Consider the following 17,935-nt stretch of genomic DNA (forward strand, 5'->3'; position numbering starts at 1 on the left):
CTGTTACCGCACCTGCTCGCGAAACGATGGCAACAGGACACGGTTGCCGTAACCGCTCAGGTGGTCGCCGTCGAAGTACAACGGCCTGCCGTCCAGGTCAGGCCCGCACAGCGCACCCGGGCACAGCAGCGGCAGCGGATCCCACACGCTGGCGCCGGGCAGTGCTGCAGCCACCTGCTTGAGGCTCTCCAGCACCGGGGCGCGCATCGCTTCGGTCTGCGCGCGCGGAATCTCCATGCCGTTGGTGCAGATCGGGTTGTGGCGGTTGAACGCATCCGAGCAGCGGTACGGCGGCGCCGGCAGTACCGGCTTGGGCGCTTCGAACACGATCCGCACGCCACGCTCTGCCAGCGGCCGCAGCTGTTCGATCGCCGCCGCGACTTCGCCCGCGCGCCCGCTCACTGCCGCCGGGCTGGCCAGGTCGGCCTGCACCTGCGCGATGTCGAACAGCTGGTACTGCTCCGCCAGGCGCGGTACGCGCAGGCCGGGCAGGAACAGCACGTCGCCTGCGCGCGCATTGGCCTGGATGTCATCCAGCACGTTCCGGGTGTACGCATCGCAGGCCGGATTCGGCCCACGCCAGCCCTGCATGCCGACCAGCGCACAGCCGCCACTGCCGTACAGGCGCACCTGGCCACCGTCCTGCACAACCTTGCGGCGCAGCAGTTCGTTGTAGACCAGCGCGTGCGAGTCGCCGGCGACGAACAACACCGTGCCGGTCCCGCTGCCGCCCGGACACTCGCCCCGCTGCAGCAGGCGCGCCTGCCCGCCCGCGACCGGAATGTGCGACTCGACCACCTGGCAGTCCGGCACTTCCTTCTTCAGGCCCTTCGCGTACGGATACCAGTCCAGCGGATGCCGACTGACCGTGCTCAGCGAGTAGTGCCGTTGATGCTTGACCAGTGCCGACTGCAGACCGGCGCCAAGTACGAGTACCGCCAGCCCCAGCAGCACCCAGCGTCCGTTCGTGCGCGGCCCGCGCGCGCCATGCCGCAGCGGCTGCTCCACCCAGCGCCAGGACAGCCAGGCCAGCGCGAACACCAGCAGCACGGCGATGGCGCCGTTGGCCACGGTCTCCAGCCCCACTGTCCAGCGGAACAGCACGAACACCGGCCAGTGCCACAGGTACAGCGAGTACGAAAGCTTGCCGACCCAGACCATCGGCGTGCTGGACAGCGCGCGCCCGATCCAGCCCTGCGGGTGGCCGTGCAGCACTGCGAGCAGCACGCCGGTGGACAGCACCGGCCACAGCCCATCCGGCCAAGGCGAGTGACCCGGCCGGGCAGACCACAGCCCGTACCCGAGTGCCGCCACGGCAAGCAGCAGCACCGGCGAACGCCATGAGAACCCGCGCGCCACCGGTACCGCGGTGAAACGCCCGGCCAGGGTCATCGCCTGGTACAGCAGCACGCCGGCGCCCAGCTGCCAGAAGCGCGTGGTGGTCACGTAGAACGCCTGGATCTCCTGCCCGCCCTGCCCGACCAGGCGCAGCGCGTAAGCCAGCGACGCCAGCGTTGCCAGTGCGAACAGGCCCAGCGACAGCGCACGGCCGCGCCCACCGCGCGCCCAGGCCAGGAACAGCAGCGGGAACAGCAGGTAGAACTGCTCTTCCACGCCCAGCGACCAGGTGTGGGTGTACGGATTGAATTCGGTGCGCGGCGAGAAGTAGTCGTTGCCGGTGCTGGCCAGCACCCAGTTGCTCAGGCCGAAGAACGCGCGACGGCCGGTCTTGTCGCTGGTTTCGCTGAGCCAGGATTCGGGAATGAACAGCGCGCTGAGCACGGCGGTGACCAGCAGGCAGACCACCAGCGCCGGCACGATGCGGCGGATGCGCCGCGCATAGAAACGCAGCAGGCCCTGCCAGCCGCCGACCGCAGGCAGCCGGTCGACCGACGCGCTGACCACGAAGCCGGAGATCACGAAAAACACGTCGACGCCGGTGAAGCCACCCGGCAGCCAGCTGGCCTTGAGGTGGTACAGGATCACCGACAGCACGGCGACGGCGCGCAGGCCGTCGATGTGTGGCACGTAGGTTTGTCGCAACTGGCTTTCCTGCATGCACACTCCTGTGACCTGGCGACCTGCCTCGCAGGCCGTCAGGTGGCATTACATGGGGCGATTACGCGCTTACCAGACCAGGTCGTCCGGCACCTGGTAGGCCGGGTCGGCGTACGGGTCGTCTTCGGCCGGGGCGTTAGGATCCACGCGCAGCGCGACCGACGGCGCGAACACCGCTTCGGCCTCGTCCAGCACCGCCGCGGTCACCAGCAGGTAACGGCCATTGCTCTGCAGCACGCCCAGTTCGCCCGCATTGAGCTGGCGCAGCTGGTCGGCGGTGACATAGATGCGCTTGATCTTGCCGCCGTACGGGAAGTGCCGCGCAATGTCGGCGGCTTCATCGTTGAGCGCCTTGCCCTTGAGCAGTTCGTCGAGCTTGACCTTGGCTTCGCGGCGCACGCGCGCCTCTTCCTGCTTCAGGCGCTCGGCTTCGATACGGTCGTCCTTTTCCTTCTGCGCGCGGATCGCATAGGCCTTGGCCAGGTCGATGTCCTCGCGCGAGCGCGGCGCGCCCTGGCCGGGCTTCTGGCCCTGGCCCGGACGGGCTCCGCCGCCACCGGGGCGGCCCTTGCCCTGCGGGCCACGGCGGGCGTCGCCGTCGCGCGCGGGGCGCTGGCCATCGCGCGGCGGGCGCGCGCCATCGGCGGCCTTGCCCTGCGGGCGACCACCGTGCGGCTTGTTCGGGGGCCGGCCATCACGGCGGGCGTCGGGCTTGCGTTCGGGCGTGGGCGCGGACTTGAAGCCCAGGCCCAGCAGCTGGTCGCGGAGGGTATCGCTCATGACGTTGGGTCGATCAGTAGTGCGGGGGCGGTGGTTCTTCGCCCGAATCGGAATACAGCGCGTTGCGGACCTTGCCCAGGTCCTCCAGCAGCAGGCGGGTCAGGTCGGCGTTGCGGCTGCCCTCGATGCGGGCATCGGCCAGCGCTTCGCTGAGCTCGGCCAGCGCCTGTTCCTGGAAGGACACGCGCATTTCAAGCTCGACCAGGCGCGCTTCCAGCGCCTGCTCACGCGCGGAGGGAGTGGACTCATGCATGCAGCGAACGTCCCCGGCCAATGCCGTAGTAAGCCAGGCCCGCCGCTTCGATTTCCTGCGGGTCGTACAGGTTGCGGCCGTCGAATACCACCGCGTCCTTCAGGGTTTCGCGCAGGCGGTTGAAATCCGGGCTGCGGAACTGCTTCCACTCGGTCACCACCACCAGCGCGTCGGCGCCGTCGATGGCGTCGTAGGCGTTCTCGCAGAACACCAGGTCGTCGCGCTCGCCGAAGATCCGGCGTGCTTCATCGGTGGCTTCCGGGTCGTAGGCGCGCACGGTGGCGCCGCCTTCCCACAGCTGCGCCAGCAGGCGGCGGCTGGAGGCTTCGCGCATGTCGTCGGTGTTCGGTTTGAACGACAGGCCCCACACCGCGAAGGTGCGGCCGCGCACGCCCTCATCCTCACCGCGGTCGTAATGGCGCTGGATCAGCTGGAACAGATGCCCCTTCTGCGCATCGTTGACCGCTTCCACCGCATTGAGCAGCTTCGGCTCATGGCCATGCTGCTGCGCGGTGCGGGCCAGCGCCTGCACGTCCTTGGGGAAACACGAGCCGCCGTAACCGGCGCCCGGGTAGATGAAGTGCCAGCCGATGCGCGGGTCCGAACCAATACCCTGGCGGACCTGTTCGACGTCGGCGCCGACCTTTTCGGCAATATTGGCGATCTCGTTCATGAACGAAATCTTGGTCGCCAGCATGGCGTTGGCGGCGTACTTGGTCAGCTCGGCCGAACGCACGTCCATTTCCACCACGCGGTCGTGGTTGCGGTTGAACGGTGCGTACAGGCGGCGCATCAGCGCCACCGATTCGGCGTTGGCCGCGCCGATGACGATGCGGTCCGGCCGCATGCAGTCGGCCACTGCGTCGCCTTCCTTGAGGAATTCGGGGTTGGAGACCACGTCGAACGCGATCTCCTCGCCGCGCTCTGCCAGGACCTCGGCAATCGCGGCGCGGACCTTGTCGGCCGTGCCTACCGGCACGGTCGACTTGTTCACCACCACGGTCGGCACACGCATGTGCCGGCCGATGGTGCGGGCCACGGCCAACACGTACTGCAGGTCGGCGCTGCCGTCCTCGTCCGGTGGCGTGCCCACGGCAATGAAGATCACCTGGCCATGTGCGATCGCCTCGGCGGCGTCGGTGGTGAAGGCCAGCCGCGAGGCGGCATGGTTGGCCTTGACCATCGGCTCCAGGCCCGGCTCGTAGATCGGGATGACGCCACGGTTGAGGCCGTCGACCTTGGCCTGGTCGATATCGACGCAGACCACCTGGTGGCCGACCTCGGCCAGGCAGGTACCCGTGACCAGTCCGACATAGCCGGTACCGAAAATTGCGACGCGCATGTCCGTAGTAACTCCAGTTCCGATTACGGAAGTACGTCCAGCAGCTCGACGTCGAAGGTCAGCGTCGCGTTCGGGCCGATCGGACCGCCCGGCGTGCCCTGCTCACCGTAGGCCAGTTCGCCCGGGATCCAGAAGCGGTACTTGGCGCCGACCGGCATCAGTGCAACGCCTTCCGACCAGCCCTTGACCACCTGGTCCAGGCCGAACACGATCGGCTCGCCACGGGTGTAGCTGCTGTCGAACACGGTGCCGTCGAGCAGCTTGCCTTCGTAGTTCACGCGGACCTTGCTGGTCGGCATCGGGCGCTCGCCCGAACCCGGACGCAGCACCTGGTACTGCAGGCCCGAGGCGGTGGTGACCACGCCCGGCTGGGTCTTGTTCTTGGCCAGGAAGTTGTTGCCTTCGGTGCGGTTGGTACCGGCCTTGGCGGCTTCCTTGGCCTGCATCTCACCCTGCTTGGCGGCCATGAAGGCTTCCAGGGTCGACTTGGCCTGGTCGGCGGTCAGCTTCGGGGTGCCATTGGCGAAGGCGGTCTTGACCGCGTCAAACAGCACGTCCAGGTCGAGCTCGGCCTTCAACGGCGCCAGCGACGGGCCGACGGCGTAGCTGCCCAGCATCAGGCCGACCTTCTCACGGTCCACCTTCGGCGCCGGGGTGCCCGGGGCCATGCCCGGCACCGGCTGGCCGCTCTTGACCGCCATCGCCATGCGCAGCGACTGGTCGGTCTTCTGGGCTTCTTCCTGGGTGATCAGCGGCTGCTTGCCTTCGAAGGCGTTGTTCACTGCACGACGCAGGGCGGCCAGATCGATTTCGTCGGCGATCGGGGCGAACGAATTTGCGACATCCATGCCGATGGCATAGCTGACGTTTTCACGCTGGGAGGTCAAGGTCGAAGTCTCCTTTGCGGCTGCACCTGCAGCCGGTTGTTGCGACATCACGGTACCGGTGGCACCCATCGCCAGAATCAGAACCGACGCCGCGGCGCCGCGCATTCCCATCTTCATTCGCTGCATTCCTGGAAGTTACTGGACGCCGACGTCGGCGCGAATCCGGCATTGTCGCACGCACGTGCGAGATGTCGAGGCTGTCAGTGCGTCGGCGGTGTGACAGACAGCTCACGTTCGATCGCGGCGACCAGCGCCTTGTCGTCCGGCGTCACCTTGCTGGGGAACTGGGCGACCACCTTGCCGTCCCGCCCGATCAGGTACTTATGGAAGTTCCAGCCCGGTGCGACCTTGGTGGCGGCGGTCAGGCGCTGGTACAGCGGCGTGGCCTCCGGCCCGGTGACCTGCACCTTCTGGAACATGGGGAACTTCACGCCGTAGGTCAGCGTGCAGAACTCCTGGATCTCCTTCTCGCTGCCCGGTTCCTGGCCCTTGAAGTCGTTGGAGGGGAAGCCCAGCACCGAGAAGCCGCGCGCGGCGTACTTCTTCTGCAGGGCCTCCAGGGCCTCGTACTGCGGGGTGTAGCCGCACTTGCTGGCGGTGTTGACCACCAGCAGCACCTTGCCGCCGTAGGTCTTCTCCAGGTTCACTTCCGACTTGCCCGCCAGCGGCCGGTAGTCGACGTCGAGCAGGTCGGCCGCCTGGGCCGAAGCGCTGCCCAGCAGGCCCACCAGCAGCAGGCCCACGCCCCAGCGGCGGGCGCGCGCGCGGAAAGCGGGGTTCGGGGGCAGCACGGGAGACGTCTGGGACATCGCAAAAACTCCGGATCGAAGCGGGAAAACCTGCTGTGCAGGGCGCACGCGGACTATATCACCGGGGGTTTTGCTCCCGCAGCTGAATGCACGGCAGTGAAAATGAAGGTGATGACGGGGAGATTTCACCTGCTGAATCAACAACTTGCGCCCCGCATTCAGACTGTGTAACACCCCTGCCATCAGTTGGGGCGTGTCGGGTATTGCACATCGGCGTGTCGGTGTTATAGTTGCATACAACACCAGTCACCTGATGCAGGGGAAGCCCATGAACCGCATGCGCCACCACTCCGCCAAAGCCCTTACAGCCGCGTCCGCGCTGCTGCTGCTGGGCTGGTTCAGCATCCCCGCCGGTGACCGTGGCAGCGACATCGCCACCGGTGCGTTTGAAGGCCCGCAGGACGCAGGCGTCATCAAGGCAGGGACCGCCGACGGCGCCCCCACGCCTCCCCGCCGGCTGCACAGCTCCCTGTCCATGCCTTACTTCTCATTCGCACAGTCGCTGAACCCACGGAGCTGACCATGAGCGATATCCAATGGAGCGATGGTGCTCCGATCTACCGTCAGCTGAAGGAACGCGTGATCGCCATGATGCTGGACAGCATCATCAAGCCCGGCGATGCGTTGCCCTCGGTTCGACAGGTGGCCGCCGAGTACCAGCTCAACCCCATCACCGTGTCGCGCGCTTACCAGGAACTGGCCGACGAAGGCCTGGTCGAGAAGCGCCGTGGCCTGGGCATGTTCATGACCGAGGAAGCCGCCACCCAGCTGCGCAGCAGCGAGCGCGACCGCTTCCTCAATGAAGAATGGCCGCTGGTCCTGGAGCGCATCCAGCGCCTGGGCCTGCATCTCGACGAATTGCTGCCCCAGGGGAAATCCTCATGAATGCCGTTGCTAGTGATGTCGTCATCTCCGCCCGTGGCCTGCGCAAGGCCTACAAGCAGACCCTCGCGCTGGACAACACCAGCTTCACCATCGCGCCGGGCCGGATCACCGGCCTGATCGGCCCCAACGGTGCCGGCAAGACCACCCTGCTCAAGGCGCTGCTGGGCCTGACCACGGTGGACGGCGAGCTGAGCGTGCTCGGGCTGGACCCGACCGTGCAGCGCAACGCGCTCATGAATGACGTGTGCTTCATCGCCGACGTGGCGGTACTGCCGCGCTGGATGAAGGTGCGCGACGCGATCGACTTCGTGGCCGGGGTGCACCCGCGCTTCGACCGCGCCCGCTGCGAGCGTTTCCTGGCGGCGACCAAGCTGCAGCCGCGCCAGCGCGTGCGCGAACTGTCCAAGGGCATGATCGTGCAGCTGCACCTGGCACTGGTGATGGCCATCGACGCCAAGGTGCTGGTGCTGGACGAACCGACGCTGGGCCTGGACATCCTGTACCGCAAGGAGTTCTACCAGCGCCTGCTGGAAGACTACTTCGACGAGCAGAAGACGATCATCGTCACCACCCACCAGGTGGAAGAGATCGAGCACATCCTGACCGACGTGATGTTCATCCGCGACGGCCGCATCGTGCTGACCGCCGACATGGAAGAGGTCGGCGAGCGCTACACCGAAGTGCTGGTCTCGGCCGAGACGCTGGAGGCCGCCCGTGCGCTGGGCCCGATCGACGAGCGCAGCCTGCCGTTCGGCAAGACCGTACTGCTGTTCGACGGGGTGCCGCGCGCCCAGCTCACGCCGCTTGGCGAAATCCGCAGCCCCGGGCTGGCGGATCTGTTCGTGGCCATCATGAAGGGAACCTACGCATGAACACCGTCCACTACCACCCGATCAGCAAGGCCAGCACGTTCAAGTGGCTGCTCAAGCGCGAGTACTGGGAAAACCGCGGCGGTTTCCTGTGGGCGCCGCTGATCGCCGGCGGCATTTCGCTGGTGATGAGCCTGATCGGGATCCTGATCGGCCTGTGGGGCCTGCGCCGTGCGGCCGCGAGCGGTGACCTGCACATCGACAACCGCAACATCAGCATCAACGGCCTGGACCTGAAGCTGCTGACCGAGCACATGGACGCCAAGAGCATGGCCGACCTGGGCAATGCGCTGGACGCGACGCTGGTGCTGAGTTCGCTGTGGCCGTTCGTGGTGCTGGCCTTCGTGGTGTTCTTCTACTGCCTGGGTGCGCTGTATGACGACCGCCGCGACCGCAGCATACTGTTCTGGAAGTCGCTGCCGCTGTCGGATACCCAGACCGTGCTGTCCAAGGCGCTGAGCGCGCTGCTGGTGGCGCCGGTGATCGCGGTGATCGCGTCGGTGCTGACCATGTTCGGCTTCCTGGCGATCCTGTCGGTGATCGTGATGACCCACGGCGGCAACCCGATGACCCTGATCTGGGGCCCGGCCAGCCCGCTGGCATTCCTGGCCGGCCACCTGGCCTGGCTGCCGGTGTACCTGCTGTGGGCGCTGCCGACGGTGGGCTGGCTGCTGATGTGGTCGGCGCTGGCCAAGTCCAAGCCGTTCCTGTGGGCGGTGATGCTGCCGCTCTTCGCCGGGATCATCGTCAGCACCACCCGGGTGATGCAGCTGTTCGACATGAGCAGCGGCTGGTTCTGGCAGCACATCGTGGGCCGCCTGTTGCTGGGCACGCTGCCGGGCAGCGACCTGTTCTACCGCCAGGACCAGCTGCAGGCGGTGATGCACGACAGCGACAACATCGCTGCGGCGCTGTCGCCGTCCAGCCAGCTGGCCGCGCTGGCCCTGCCGGAATTGTGGATCGGCGCGGCTGCCGGGGCTGTATTCATCGTGATTGCCATCCGCCTGCGCCGCCGCGCCGGCGAAATCTGATCCCTCACCGCTTCGAGGAACCGTCCATGATCCGCACGCTTGCCATTGCTTCGCTGATGTTGCTGCCGCTGACCGCACTGGCCGATGAGCCGCAGTGCAAGTTCAACGCGCCCCGCGATCTCAAGCTCGACGTCGCCGGCGCCAAGGCGGTGGTGTTCGAGGTCAACCAGCACGACCTGGTGCTGCAGGCCGGCCCGGGCGCTGCCCAGCTGGGCGGTCGGGCCTGTGCCTCCAACGCCGACTGGCTGCCGGAGCTGACGGTCACCCAGGAGAAGGTGGGCGACAAGCTGGTGGTGCGGCTGCGCCGGGAGAACCAGGGGCTGAAGTTCAACATGAGCGGCAACAGCTACGCGTACCTTGACCTGCGCGGCACGATTCCGGACAACGTGCTGATCCAGATGAAGGTGGGCTCGGGCGATGCGTCGGTCACCGGGGCACATTCGCTGAGTGCGGACGTGGGCTCGGGCGACATCAACCTGCGCGACATCAAGGGCCTGGTCACGGCGGCGATCGGTTCGGGCGATGTGGAGCTCGACGGGGCGGGTGCGCTGAACCTGCTGTCGGTGGGTTCGGGCGACTTCACTGCCCGCAACCTGCGCGGCGATGTCACGGTCGGCACGATCGGTTCGGGTGACCTGACCCTGGACGGGGTGACCGGCAACGTCGCCATCAAGACGGTGGGTTCGGGCGATGTGGACCTGCGCCAGGTGAAGGGCAACGTGAGCCTGGGCAACATCGGGTCGGGCGACTTCGAGGCACGCGATGTCGGCGGCAGCGTGACGGTGGACCGTCACGGTTCGGGCGATGTGACGGTGCGCGATGTGGGCGGCGACCTGACCGTGGCCAACAGTGGCAGCGGCGACATCAATGACAGCAACGTGCGCGGCCGCGTCCAGCTGCCGCGTGGCAAGTAAGGAGACGCGCACATGAAGACTCGACTGCTGCTGCCGGCGCTGCTGCTGTGCCTGCCCCTGGCGGGGTGCGGCAATGCCGATTCGAACCGGACGGACCCGGCCACGGGCAAGCCGGTGGTGGACGCCGATTCGATCGGGAAGAAGGTCAAGGACGCGACGGACAAGGCCCGGGTGGAAATGGCCCAGGGCAACATCAAGGTGTCCAACAACCAGTCGGACAAGGCGGAGATCACGCCGCAAGGGGACCTGCTGATCAATGGCAAGGCGGTGGCGGTGGATGCGCACCAGCGTGCGCTGCTGCTGGACTACCGCAAGCAGATCGAGGCGCTGGCCGGTGCGGGCATGGACATCGGGGTGGCCGGTGCGAGCCTGGGGGTGAAGGCGGCCGGCGAGGCGCTGCGGGGGGTGTTCTCGGGCGATACGCAGGGCATCGAGGAGCGGGTGAACGCGGAGGCGGCGAAGATGGAGGCGAGCGCGAAGCAGCTGTGCGGGCTGCTGCCGGTGATGCTGGCCAAGCAGCAGGCGCTGGCGGCGGCGCTGCCGGCCTTCAAGCCGTACGCGACGATGGACCAGAGCGACATCGACGACTGCCACAACTGACGGCGGGAGCCTGCGACGTTCGGTCGCAGTCAGGCCACCGGGACGGGGGGAGGACTACACTAGTCCTCCCCTTTTTCGTTGTTCGCCCGCCATGAAGAAGTTGTGCCTGCTGCTGTTCGCCCTGTTCTGCGTTGTCGCCACCGGCTGCGACCAGGAGTACCGCAACCACCGCGCGGAGCGCAGCAAACCGAAGATCACGGTCAGCGACGGCATGGTGACGGTGCGCCGGGCGCCGGCGCCGAACCTGATCATCCTGCCGAACGGGCACATGAAGGTGGACGAGATCGAGATTCCGCTGGACGACAGCCAGCAGGCGCTGCTGCAGAACATGTTCGGGCAGCTGCAGGTACTGCGCCAGAACACGCTGGTGGACGCGCCGCACGACCCGGACAAGCGCGCGGTGAAGATCGTGGTGCCGCCGGGCATGCAGCCGATTCCGGCGGACATCGTGACCCGCATTCCCGAGTTCAAGGGCTACACCGAGACGTTCGATAACCTGATGGCAGACCGGCGCTGACGCCGCACTGCTACGTGGTTGCAATCCTGGTCTGCCCGGCTGCGACGTGGTTGCAGTCCTGGTAGAGCCGGGCCCTGCGCGGCTGCTGTTGGATTCAGGCGAACAGCTTGGGGGTGCGTGGCTTCCCTGGTCAGGGCCGTCGGGTGCGGGTTTGTGGGGGACGCCGTAAATACATCCATGTAGGCTCATCGCCGCATCCATGCGGCTCGTGCCCCCTCAAACCCACCCCCGCCGACCCTCCGATAATTGGCAGGCGAGTCACCAAAAAGCGGTAGAGCCGGGCCCTGCCCGGCTGCTGTTTCTCAGCCGCCCGCGCCACCGCCGCCTGCCTGAATCCCACCGGCCGTAAGCGCCGCCGGATCCAGCAGGCGACGCAATTCCGCCTCGCTCAATCCACTGTCTTCCTTCGCAACCTCCAGCACCGGCCGCTGCTCCTTGTAGGCGCGCTTGGCAATTGCGGCGGCCTTCTCGTACCCGATGATCGGGTTGAGGGCGGTTACCAGGATCGGGTTGCGGCCCAGTGCTTCGCGTACGCGGTCTTCGCGGACCTTGAGCCCGGCAATCGCGGTGTCGGCGAGCAGGCGCGAAATGTTGGACAGCAGGCCGATCCCGTCGAGCAGGTTCGCTGCGATCAGGGGAAGCGTCACGTTCAACTGGAAATTGCCGGTCTGGCCCGCCACCGTGATCGCCGTGTGGTGGCCGATCACCTGCGCGCACACCATCACCGTCGCCTCCGGAATCACCGGATTGACCTTGCCCGGCATGATCGAACTGCCCGGCTGTAGCGCCGGCAGCTCGATCTCGCCCAGGCCCGCCAGCGGGCCGGCATTCATCCAACGCAGATCGTTGGCGATCTTGATCAACGCCACGGCCAAGGCATTGAGCTGGCCCGACAGCTCCACCGCATCGTCCTGCGCCGCCAGTCCCTCGAACTTGTTCTCCGCGCTGTCGAAGCGCACGCCGGTCTGCTGCTTCAGGCGCTTGGCGACCCGCTCACCGAAACGCGGGTCCGCATTGATGCCCGTGCCGATGGCGGTGCCGCCCAGCGGCAGCCGGCGCAGCCGCTTCAGGCTGTCTTCCAGCCGCTGCTGCGCCGACGACAACTGCGCCGACCACGCACCGAATTCCTGCTCGAACGTCAGCGGCATCGCATCCATCAGATGCGTGCGCCCGGTCTTGACCACCTTGCGCAACGCCCGGCCGCGCTTGTCGATGGTCTTGCGCAGATGCACCAGTGCGGGCAGCAGCTGTTCCTGCACGCCCAGCAATGCCGAGACCCGCAACGCCGTGGGAATCACGTCATTCGAACTCTGGCCCTGGTTCACGTGGTCGTTCGGATGCACCGCCGTCTTGCCCGCCTTGCCCGCACGGTTGGCCAGCGTCGCGATCACCTCGTTGGCATTCATGTTCGACGACGTGCCCGAACCGGTCTGGTAGATGTCGATCGGGAAATGCGCGTCATGCGCGCCATCGGCCACTTCGTCGGCCGCACTCTCAATCGCCTTGGCGATATTTTTCGGCAGGTGGCCCAGCTCGGCGTTGACCGCCGCCGCCGCCCCCTTCACCAGACCCAGCGCACGGATGAAACCGCGCGGCATGCGTTGGCCCGAGACCGGGAAATTGTCTACCGCACGCTGCGTCTGCGCGCCCCAGAGCGCGTCTGCAGGCACCTGCAGTTCGCCCATGCTGTCATGCTCGGTCCGGAAACCCTTGCTCATTGCATCACTCCGCGGTTCTTTCAGTGGGGAAAGGGAACGGCGGCTGGCAACGGGCCTTCATTCCCTGGCTGGCGGCTCCCCTCACGATACTCCCAAGCCCGATTGAAACCCAAGCGCGCGCCGGTTCGGCTAGACTCGGGATTCGTGTTCATTCAGGCATCACCTCTCTCCCCATGGGCGACGACCCTCATTGTTGTAACAACACCCGCACCGCCACGCAGGGCCGCCGCGCATGATCGTCGGCAACCTCCTGCTCCTGCTGCTGGCCCTGTTCCTGGTCGTGCTCAACGGCTTCTTCGTGGCCGCCGAGTTCGCCCTGGTCAAACTGCGACACACCCAGGCCGTCGGCCTGGCCGCCCGCCACGGGTGGCGCGGCCGCCTGCTGCTCAACGTGCATTCGCACCTGGATGCCTACCTCTCGGCCTGCCAGCTCGGCATCACCCTGTCCTCGCTCGGCCTCGGCTGGGTCGGTGAACCGGCCTTCGCCCACCTGCTGCAGCCGCTGTTCGACACGCTGGGCATGGGGCCCGAAGCGGCCCGCCTCACCGCCTTCATCATCGCCTTCAGCCTGATCTCGTTCCTGCACATCGTGCTCGGCGAACTCGCGCCGAAGTCGATGGCGATCCGCCGCCCCGAAGCCATGTCGCTGTGGACCGCCGCGCCGCTGTACCTGTTCTACTGGGCCATGTTCCCGGCGATCTGGCTGCTCAACCACAGCGCCAACGCCCTGCTGCGCCTGGCCGGCTGGGGCGACGTGGAGCACACCTCGCACCGCTACTCGCGCGAAGAGCTCAAGCTGATCGTCGCCCGCCAGCAGCCCGGCGCCGACGCGCCGGACCAGGACCTCACCCTGATGAGCCACGCGCTGGAACTGCCCGAGCTGGTCGCCGGCGACCTGATGCGGCCGCGCGAGCACATGCGCGTGTTCCGCCAGGGCATGGGCCTGGCCGAGGTGATGGCCGAGTTCGCCGAAAGCCGCTACAGCCGCTACCCGTGGTTCGACACCGACGGCGAAGAAGTGCTGGGCGTGCTGCACATGAAGGACCTGCTGGTCGAGATCGCGCGCGGCAACCCCACCGACGACCTGCGCGCCCTGCTCCGCCCGGCCAACCTGATCGCACTGGAAACCCCGGTCACCGCCGTGCTCGAGCGCTTCCGCACCGGCACCACGCACATGGCCCTGTGCGTGGAGGAACATGGCCGCATCCTGGGCTACTTCACCCTCGAAGACCTGCTTGAAGTGGTGGTCGGCGACATCGAGGACGAACACCCGCACGTGGTCACGGACGCCCCCACCCGCGGCGCCGACGGCAGCCTGCTGGTGGCCGGATCGACCTCCATCTTCCGCCTCGAACGCCTGCTCGGCCGCGACCTGGCCGCGCCCGAGCACCTGAACTCGGTCGGCGGGCTGATCGTGCACCAGCTGCAGCGCCTGCCCGAAGAGGGCGAACAGGTGCTGATCGACGGCCAGCTGTTCACGGTCAAGCGCATGGCCGGGCACCGGATCCAGGCCGTCACCGTGCGCCGCGCGCCCGAACAGGCCGACGGGGACCCCGGGGCAGCGTAGAATGACGGCCCCCGCCGTCATTGCCTGCGCCCGCCATGTCCGAATTCGCCCTGCTCGCCCTGTCCCCGCTCGATGGCCGTTATGCCGGCAAGGTCGACGCGCTGCGCCCGATCTTCTCCGAGTACGGCCTGATCAAGGCCCGCGTGAAGGTCGAAGTGGAATGGCTGCTGGCCCTGGCCAACGAGGCGGGCATCGCCGAGCTGGCGCCGTTCCCGGCCGGCGCCGCCGCCCGCCTGCGCGCCCTGGCCGACGACTTCGCACCGGCCCACGCCGCGCGGGTGAAGGAGATCGAGCGCACCACCAACCACGACGTCAAGGCGGTGGAGTACTTCATCAAGGAACAGCTCAAGGACGACGCCGAACTGGCCCCCGCCCTGGAGTTCGTCCACTTCGCCTGCACCAGCGAAGACATCAACAACCTCAGCTACGGCCTGATGCTCGAACAGGCCCGCCGCGAGGTGCTGCTGCCCTCGCTGGACGGCATCGCCGCCAGCCTGCGCGCCCTGGCCCACGCCCAGGCCGAACAGCCCATGCTCTCGCGCACCCACGGCCAGACCGCCTCGCCCACCACCCTGGGCAAGGAAGTGGCCAACGTGGTCGCCCGCCTCGAGCGCCAGCGCCGCCAGATCGCCGCGGTCGAACTGACCGGCAAGATCAACGGCGCGGTGGGCAACTACAACGCCCACGCCATCGCCTACCCGGACGTGGACTGGCCGGCCTTCGCCAAGCACTTCGTCGAAAGCCTGGGCCTGGTGTTCAACCCGTACACCACCCAGATCGAACCGCACGACAACATCGCCGAAATCGGCGACGCCGCCCGCCGCGCCAACATCATCCTGATCGACCTGGCCCGCGACATCTGGGGTTACATCTCGCTGGGCTACTTCAAGCAGAAGCTCAAGGAAGGCGAAGTCGGCTCCTCGACCATGCCGCACAAGGTCAACCCGATCGACTTCGAGAATGCCGAAGGCAACTTCGGCATCGCCAACGCCCTGTTCGAACACTTCAGCGCCAAGCTGCCGATCAGCCGCTGGCAGCGCGACCTCACCGACTCCACCGTGCTGCGCGCGGTCGGCACCGCCTTCGGCCACAGCCAAGTCGCCCTCGACTCCCTGGCCAAGGGCCTGGGCAAGCTGACCGTCAATCCCGAGCGCCTCGACGGCGACCTGGACGCCGCCTGGGAAGTACTGGCCGAAGCCGTACAGACCGTGATGCGCCGCTACGGCCTGCCCAACCCCTACGAACAGCTCAAGTCCCTGACCCGCGGCCAGGGCATCACCGCCGAATCGATGAAGGCATTCGTCGAGTCCCTGGACCTGCCGGAAGACGCCAAGCAGGGCCTGCGCGACCTGACCCCGGGCGGTTACATCGGGTTGGCGGCGGACCTGGCCAAGGCGATCTGATCGAGCCAGGCAACACGAGAACCCCAAACGGGGCGCCGATCATTCCGGCGCCCCGTTTTGTTTGCGACCCACCGCCCAAACCGACGCACTATCGGGGGCGGCCGCCGGGTAGCCCCGGAGGGACGCTAGAAAACATGGATGTTTTCTAGCAGCCCCCATGGATGGGTTCACGGCGTGTCCCGGAGCGGGCTGCCCGGCGGCCGCCCCCAGCACGTAGCACCCGAGGCGCCAGCGCTCTGGCTCTGGCCTGAGCGCGACACCCCACCGCAGGTGCACATGACACAGAACCAGCAGACAATAGGCGCGTATCCCGCCTGAACGCTGCAAGGATTCCCCCATGGCTGTGCGCAAGACCAAAACCCCCGTCATTGAAGTCCAGGCCCGCCCCGGCCTGCCGCTGGGCATGCCCGCCGCCACCTTCCTGCGCGACTACTGGCAGAAGCGCCCCCTGCTGATCCGTGGCGCCTTCCCCGACTTCGAAACCCCGCTCCAGCCCGAAGACCTGGCCGGCCTGGCCTGCGAGGAAACCGCCCTCGCCCGCCTGATCAGCCATGACCGCGCCACCGACGGCTGGAGCGTGCGCACCGGCCCGTTCCAGGAAGAAGACTTCCCCGGCATGCCCGACCACGACTGGACCCTGCTGGTCCAGGACGTCGACAAGTGGGATCCCGACGTCCGCGCCCTGCTCAGCCACTTCAGCTTCCTGCCGCGCTGGCGCATGGACGACGTCATGATCAGCTTCGCCGCCACCGGCGGCTCCGTCGGCGCCCACGTCGACCAGTACGACGTCTTCCTGCTCCAGGCGTACGGCCACCGCCGCTGGCAGATCGACGCCAGCGAATCGATCAAGGGCAAGCGCCCCCCGCTCGACTTCCGCCCCGACGTCGAACTCAAGCTCCTGCAGCGCTTCAAGCCCACCCACGACTGGGTGCTCGAACCCGGCGACATGCTCTACCTCCCGCCCAACGTCCCCCATAACGGCGTCGCCGAAGACCCCTGCCTGACCTTCTCCTTCGGCATGCGCGCCCCCGCCTCCGCCGAACTGATCAGCGACTACCTCGACACCCTGATCATGGATGCCGACGAAGCCATCCGTTACCAGGACCCCGACCTCAAGGTCCCCGAGGATCCCAACGAGATCGACGCCGTCGCCATGAACCGCGTCGTCCAGGCCCTCAATGCCATACGCATGAACGACCCCGACCGCCTCGGTGACTGGTTCGGCCGCTTCATCACCACCTACCGCGCCGCCGGTGACGTCGTCGCCTCCGGCCAGCCCCTGCCGCGCCACGATGTCGAAGCCGCCCTGGCCGAAGGCATCGAACTCGGCCGCCACCCCTGGGCCCGCCTTGCCTGGCGCCGGGCCAAGCGCGGCGCCAGCCTGTACTGCAGCGGCCTCGAATTCGCCCTCCCGGTCAAGGACGCCCAGGCCCTGGCCGGCGCCGAACAGATCGGCGCCCCGCTCTACCAGAAGCTCTCCGCCAAGGGCCGCGACGCCCTGCACGAGCTGATCGCCGGCGGCTACTACCAGCTGCTCGACGGCGACGCCTTCGACGATGAAGACGACTTCGACGACGAAGACGGCAACGAAGGCGTTGCCGAATACGAAATCATCGACGCCACCGACACCGTCGAGGTCGTCGAAGACGAAGACGTCCAGGCCAACGTCCACGAAGTCACCGTCCACGAAGACGGCGTCGAAGTGATCGTCGACTTCGACGACAGCGACGACGACGCCGACCCCACCGACGGCCACGGCGGCAAGGCCTGACATGGCCGCGCCCGGCTTCCCCGATGGCGCGGTCAACATCGAAAGCGCCGACCAGGCGGTGGCCCTGACCACCGCCCTGGTCGCGCGTGCCCGCCGCCAGCTGTGGATCCACAGCCGCCAGCTCGACCCCGGCCTGCTCGACGCACCCCCGGTGCTCGACGCCCTGCGCCGCTTCGCCACCGCCCGCCACGACAAGCAGGCCACCCTGCTCGTGCACGACGCCACCGCCATCGCCCAGGCCGGCTCGCCCCTGCTCGGCCTGATCCAGCGCCTGCCCACCGTGTTCCGCGTGCGCCAGGTCAGCGATCCCATCGACCGCGCCCTCGCCTCCGCCTGCCTGGTCAACGATGCCGGCGACTACTACTTTCGTCTGAGCGGCCTGCGCTTCGACGGCGAGGCCGGGTTGTCGCTGCCGGCACGTTCGCGGCCGTTGCAGGAAGGTTTGCAGCGCATATGGGAACGTTCGCGGGAATGTACCGAGCTGCGCGCACTGGGCTTCTAGTCCGGTTCCGGCACCTGAACCTGTCTGGG

The 17,935-nt window shown here is 67.5% G+C and carries 18 protein-coding genes; 11 read left to right on the plus strand and 7 right to left on the minus strand.

Translation table 11 applies throughout. The annotated features are described in order from the left end of the window. Positions 1-3: 3 nt before the first annotated feature. The 6 genes from HGB51_RS03735 to HGB51_RS03760 form a co-directional block, all read right to left on the minus strand. The gene (locus HGB51_RS03735) at positions 4-2,043 is read right to left on the minus strand and encodes an acyltransferase family protein (protein ID WP_246233401.1); all 2,040 of its coding nucleotides are present in this window, start codon (positions 2,041-2,043) and stop codon (positions 4-6) included. An 84-nt stretch (positions 2,044-2,127) separates the two neighbouring features. Continuing rightward, positions 2,128-2,838, minus strand: a complete 711-nt coding sequence (locus tag HGB51_RS03740) for a DUF2058 domain-containing protein (protein WP_070208807.1) — start codon at positions 2,836-2,838, stop codon at positions 2,128-2,130. A gap of 13 nt (positions 2,839-2,851) precedes the next feature. Then, on the minus strand, positions 2,852-3,091 hold the full coding sequence (locus HGB51_RS03745; RefSeq protein ID WP_070208808.1) for a SlyX family protein: 240 nt from the start codon (positions 3,089-3,091) through the stop codon (positions 2,852-2,854). After that, on the minus strand, positions 3,084-4,433 hold the full coding sequence (locus tag HGB51_RS03750) for a UDP-glucose dehydrogenase family protein (protein WP_171966727.1): 1,350 nt from the start codon (positions 4,431-4,433) through the stop codon (positions 3,084-3,086). The genes HGB51_RS03745 and HGB51_RS03750 overlap by 8 nt, the downstream gene beginning before the upstream one ends. A gap of 23 nt (positions 4,434-4,456) precedes the next feature. Continuing rightward, positions 4,457-5,437: an FKBP-type peptidyl-prolyl cis-trans isomerase gene (locus HGB51_RS03755; RefSeq protein WP_070209531.1), complete on the minus strand. Its 981-nt coding sequence runs from the start codon at positions 5,435-5,437 to the stop codon at positions 4,457-4,459. Between the two features lie 83 nt (positions 5,438-5,520). Continuing rightward, positions 5,521-6,129 carry a glutathione peroxidase gene (locus tag HGB51_RS03760; RefSeq protein WP_084739117.1) on the minus strand — a complete coding sequence of 203 codons (609 nt, stop codon included), beginning with the start codon at positions 6,127-6,129 and terminating at the stop codon, positions 5,521-5,523. Positions 6,130-6,397: 268 nt separating this feature from the next. Between HGB51_RS03760 and HGB51_RS03765 the strand changes: the two genes are divergently transcribed. The 7 genes from HGB51_RS03765 (at position 6,398) to HGB51_RS03795 (ending at position 10,945) form a co-directional block, all read left to right on the plus strand. Continuing rightward, a complete protein-coding gene (locus HGB51_RS03765; protein WP_070209530.1) occupies positions 6,398-6,649 on the plus strand; it encodes a hypothetical protein in 252 nt (83 codons plus the stop codon). 2 nt (positions 6,650-6,651) lie between these two features. After that, positions 6,652-7,014, plus strand: a complete 363-nt coding sequence (locus HGB51_RS03770; RefSeq protein ID WP_070209529.1) for a GntR family transcriptional regulator — start codon at positions 6,652-6,654, stop codon at positions 7,012-7,014. Continuing rightward, complete coding sequence (locus HGB51_RS03775; RefSeq protein WP_070209528.1) at positions 7,011-7,886, plus strand: ABC transporter ATP-binding protein; 876 nt, start codon at positions 7,011-7,013, stop codon at positions 7,884-7,886. The genes HGB51_RS03770 and HGB51_RS03775 overlap by 4 nt, the downstream gene beginning before the upstream one ends. Beyond that, on the plus strand, positions 7,883-8,914 hold the full coding sequence (locus HGB51_RS03780; protein WP_070209527.1) for a hypothetical protein: 1,032 nt from the start codon (positions 7,883-7,885) through the stop codon (positions 8,912-8,914). Before HGB51_RS03775 ends, HGB51_RS03780 begins: the two co-directional genes overlap by 4 nt. Before the next feature lie 26 nt (positions 8,915-8,940). Then, complete coding sequence (locus tag HGB51_RS03785) at positions 8,941-9,828, plus strand: DUF4097 family beta strand repeat-containing protein (RefSeq protein WP_070209526.1); 888 nt, start codon at positions 8,941-8,943, stop codon at positions 9,826-9,828. A 12-nt stretch (positions 9,829-9,840) separates the two neighbouring features. Beyond that, positions 9,841-10,428, plus strand: coding sequence for a DUF2884 family protein (locus tag HGB51_RS03790; RefSeq protein WP_070209525.1), 588 nt, complete (start codon positions 9,841-9,843; stop codon positions 10,426-10,428). Positions 10,429-10,519: 91 nt separating this feature from the next. Continuing rightward, entirely contained in the window at positions 10,520-10,945 is a 426-nt protein-coding gene (locus HGB51_RS03795) for a YggN family protein (RefSeq protein ID WP_070209524.1), read from the plus strand. 302 nt (positions 10,946-11,247) lie between these two features. On the opposite strand, the gene HGB51_RS03800 is transcribed toward HGB51_RS03795, so the two are convergent. Beyond that, positions 11,248-12,663, minus strand: coding sequence for a class II fumarate hydratase (locus HGB51_RS03800; RefSeq protein WP_070209283.1), 1,416 nt, complete (start codon positions 12,661-12,663; stop codon positions 11,248-11,250). Positions 12,664-12,895: 232 nt separating this feature from the next. On the opposite strand from HGB51_RS03800, the gene HGB51_RS03805 reads away from it, so the two are divergent. The 4 genes from HGB51_RS03805 to HGB51_RS03820 all read left to right on the plus strand — a co-directional run bounded on the left by HGB51_RS03805 (position 12,896) and on the right by HGB51_RS03820 (position 17,906). Continuing rightward, on the plus strand, positions 12,896-14,230 hold the full coding sequence (locus HGB51_RS03805) for a hemolysin family protein (protein WP_216666710.1): 1,335 nt from the start codon (positions 12,896-12,898) through the stop codon (positions 14,228-14,230). 35 nt (positions 14,231-14,265) lie between these two features. Beyond that, the gene (gene purB, locus HGB51_RS03810; protein ID WP_070209282.1) at positions 14,266-15,633 is read left to right on the plus strand and encodes an adenylosuccinate lyase; all 1,368 of its coding nucleotides are present in this window, start codon (positions 14,266-14,268) and stop codon (positions 15,631-15,633) included. Between the two features lie 337 nt (positions 15,634-15,970). Beyond that, complete coding sequence (locus HGB51_RS03815) at positions 15,971-17,404, plus strand: ribosomal protein uL16 3-hydroxylase (RefSeq protein ID WP_070209281.1); 1,434 nt, start codon at positions 15,971-15,973, stop codon at positions 17,402-17,404. A gap of 1 nt (position 17,405) precedes the next feature. Continuing rightward, the gene (locus tag HGB51_RS03820; RefSeq protein WP_084739091.1) at positions 17,406-17,906 is read left to right on the plus strand and encodes a DUF7931 domain-containing protein; all 501 of its coding nucleotides are present in this window, start codon (positions 17,406-17,408) and stop codon (positions 17,904-17,906) included. Positions 17,907-17,935 lie beyond the last annotated feature (29 nt).

Origin of the sequence: Stenotrophomonas bentonitica, assembly GCF_013185915.1 — a bacterium.
GTDB classification, from domain to species: domain Bacteria; phylum Pseudomonadota; class Gammaproteobacteria; order Xanthomonadales; family Xanthomonadaceae; genus Stenotrophomonas; species Stenotrophomonas bentonitica.

Coding starts and splice junctions, on each gene's coding strand:
- HGB51_RS03775 (WP_070209528.1), top strand. CDS start 7,011: ATGAATGCCGTTGCTAGTGATGTCGTCATCTCCGCCCGTGGCCTGCGC.
- HGB51_RS03740 (WP_070208807.1), bottom strand. CDS start 2,838: ATGAGCGATACCCTCCGCGACCAGCTGCTGGGCCTGGGCTTCAAGTCC.
- HGB51_RS03815 (WP_070209281.1), top strand. CDS start 15,971: ATGGCTGTGCGCAAGACCAAAACCCCCGTCATTGAAGTCCAGGCCCGC.
- purB (WP_070209282.1), top strand. CDS start 14,266: ATGTCCGAATTCGCCCTGCTCGCCCTGTCCCCGCTCGATGGCCGTTAT.
- HGB51_RS03780 (WP_070209527.1), top strand. CDS start 7,883: ATGAACACCGTCCACTACCACCCGATCAGCAAGGCCAGCACGTTCAAG.
- HGB51_RS03790 (WP_070209525.1), top strand. CDS start 9,841: ATGAAGACTCGACTGCTGCTGCCGGCGCTGCTGCTGTGCCTGCCCCTG.
- HGB51_RS03785 (WP_070209526.1), top strand. CDS start 8,941: ATGATCCGCACGCTTGCCATTGCTTCGCTGATGTTGCTGCCGCTGACC.
- HGB51_RS03770 (WP_070209529.1), top strand. CDS start 6,652: ATGAGCGATATCCAATGGAGCGATGGTGCTCCGATCTACCGTCAGCTG.
- HGB51_RS03820 (WP_084739091.1), top strand. CDS start 17,406: ATGGCCGCGCCCGGCTTCCCCGATGGCGCGGTCAACATCGAAAGCGCC.
- HGB51_RS03760 (WP_084739117.1), bottom strand. CDS start 6,129: ATGTCCCAGACGTCTCCCGTGCTGCCCCCGAACCCCGCTTTCCGCGCG.
- HGB51_RS03750 (WP_171966727.1), bottom strand. CDS start 4,433: ATGCGCGTCGCAATTTTCGGTACCGGCTATGTCGGACTGGTCACGGGT.
- HGB51_RS03800 (WP_070209283.1), bottom strand. CDS start 12,663: ATGAGCAAGGGTTTCCGGACCGAGCATGACAGCATGGGCGAACTGCAG.
- HGB51_RS03795 (WP_070209524.1), top strand. CDS start 10,520: ATGAAGAAGTTGTGCCTGCTGCTGTTCGCCCTGTTCTGCGTTGTCGCC.
- HGB51_RS03755 (WP_070209531.1), bottom strand. CDS start 5,437: ATGAAGATGGGAATGCGCGGCGCCGCGGCGTCGGTTCTGATTCTGGCG.
- HGB51_RS03765 (WP_070209530.1), top strand. CDS start 6,398: ATGAACCGCATGCGCCACCACTCCGCCAAAGCCCTTACAGCCGCGTCC.
- HGB51_RS03805 (WP_216666710.1), top strand. CDS start 12,896: ATGATCGTCGGCAACCTCCTGCTCCTGCTGCTGGCCCTGTTCCTGGTC.
- HGB51_RS03745 (WP_070208808.1), bottom strand. CDS start 3,091: ATGCATGAGTCCACTCCCTCCGCGCGTGAGCAGGCGCTGGAAGCGCGC.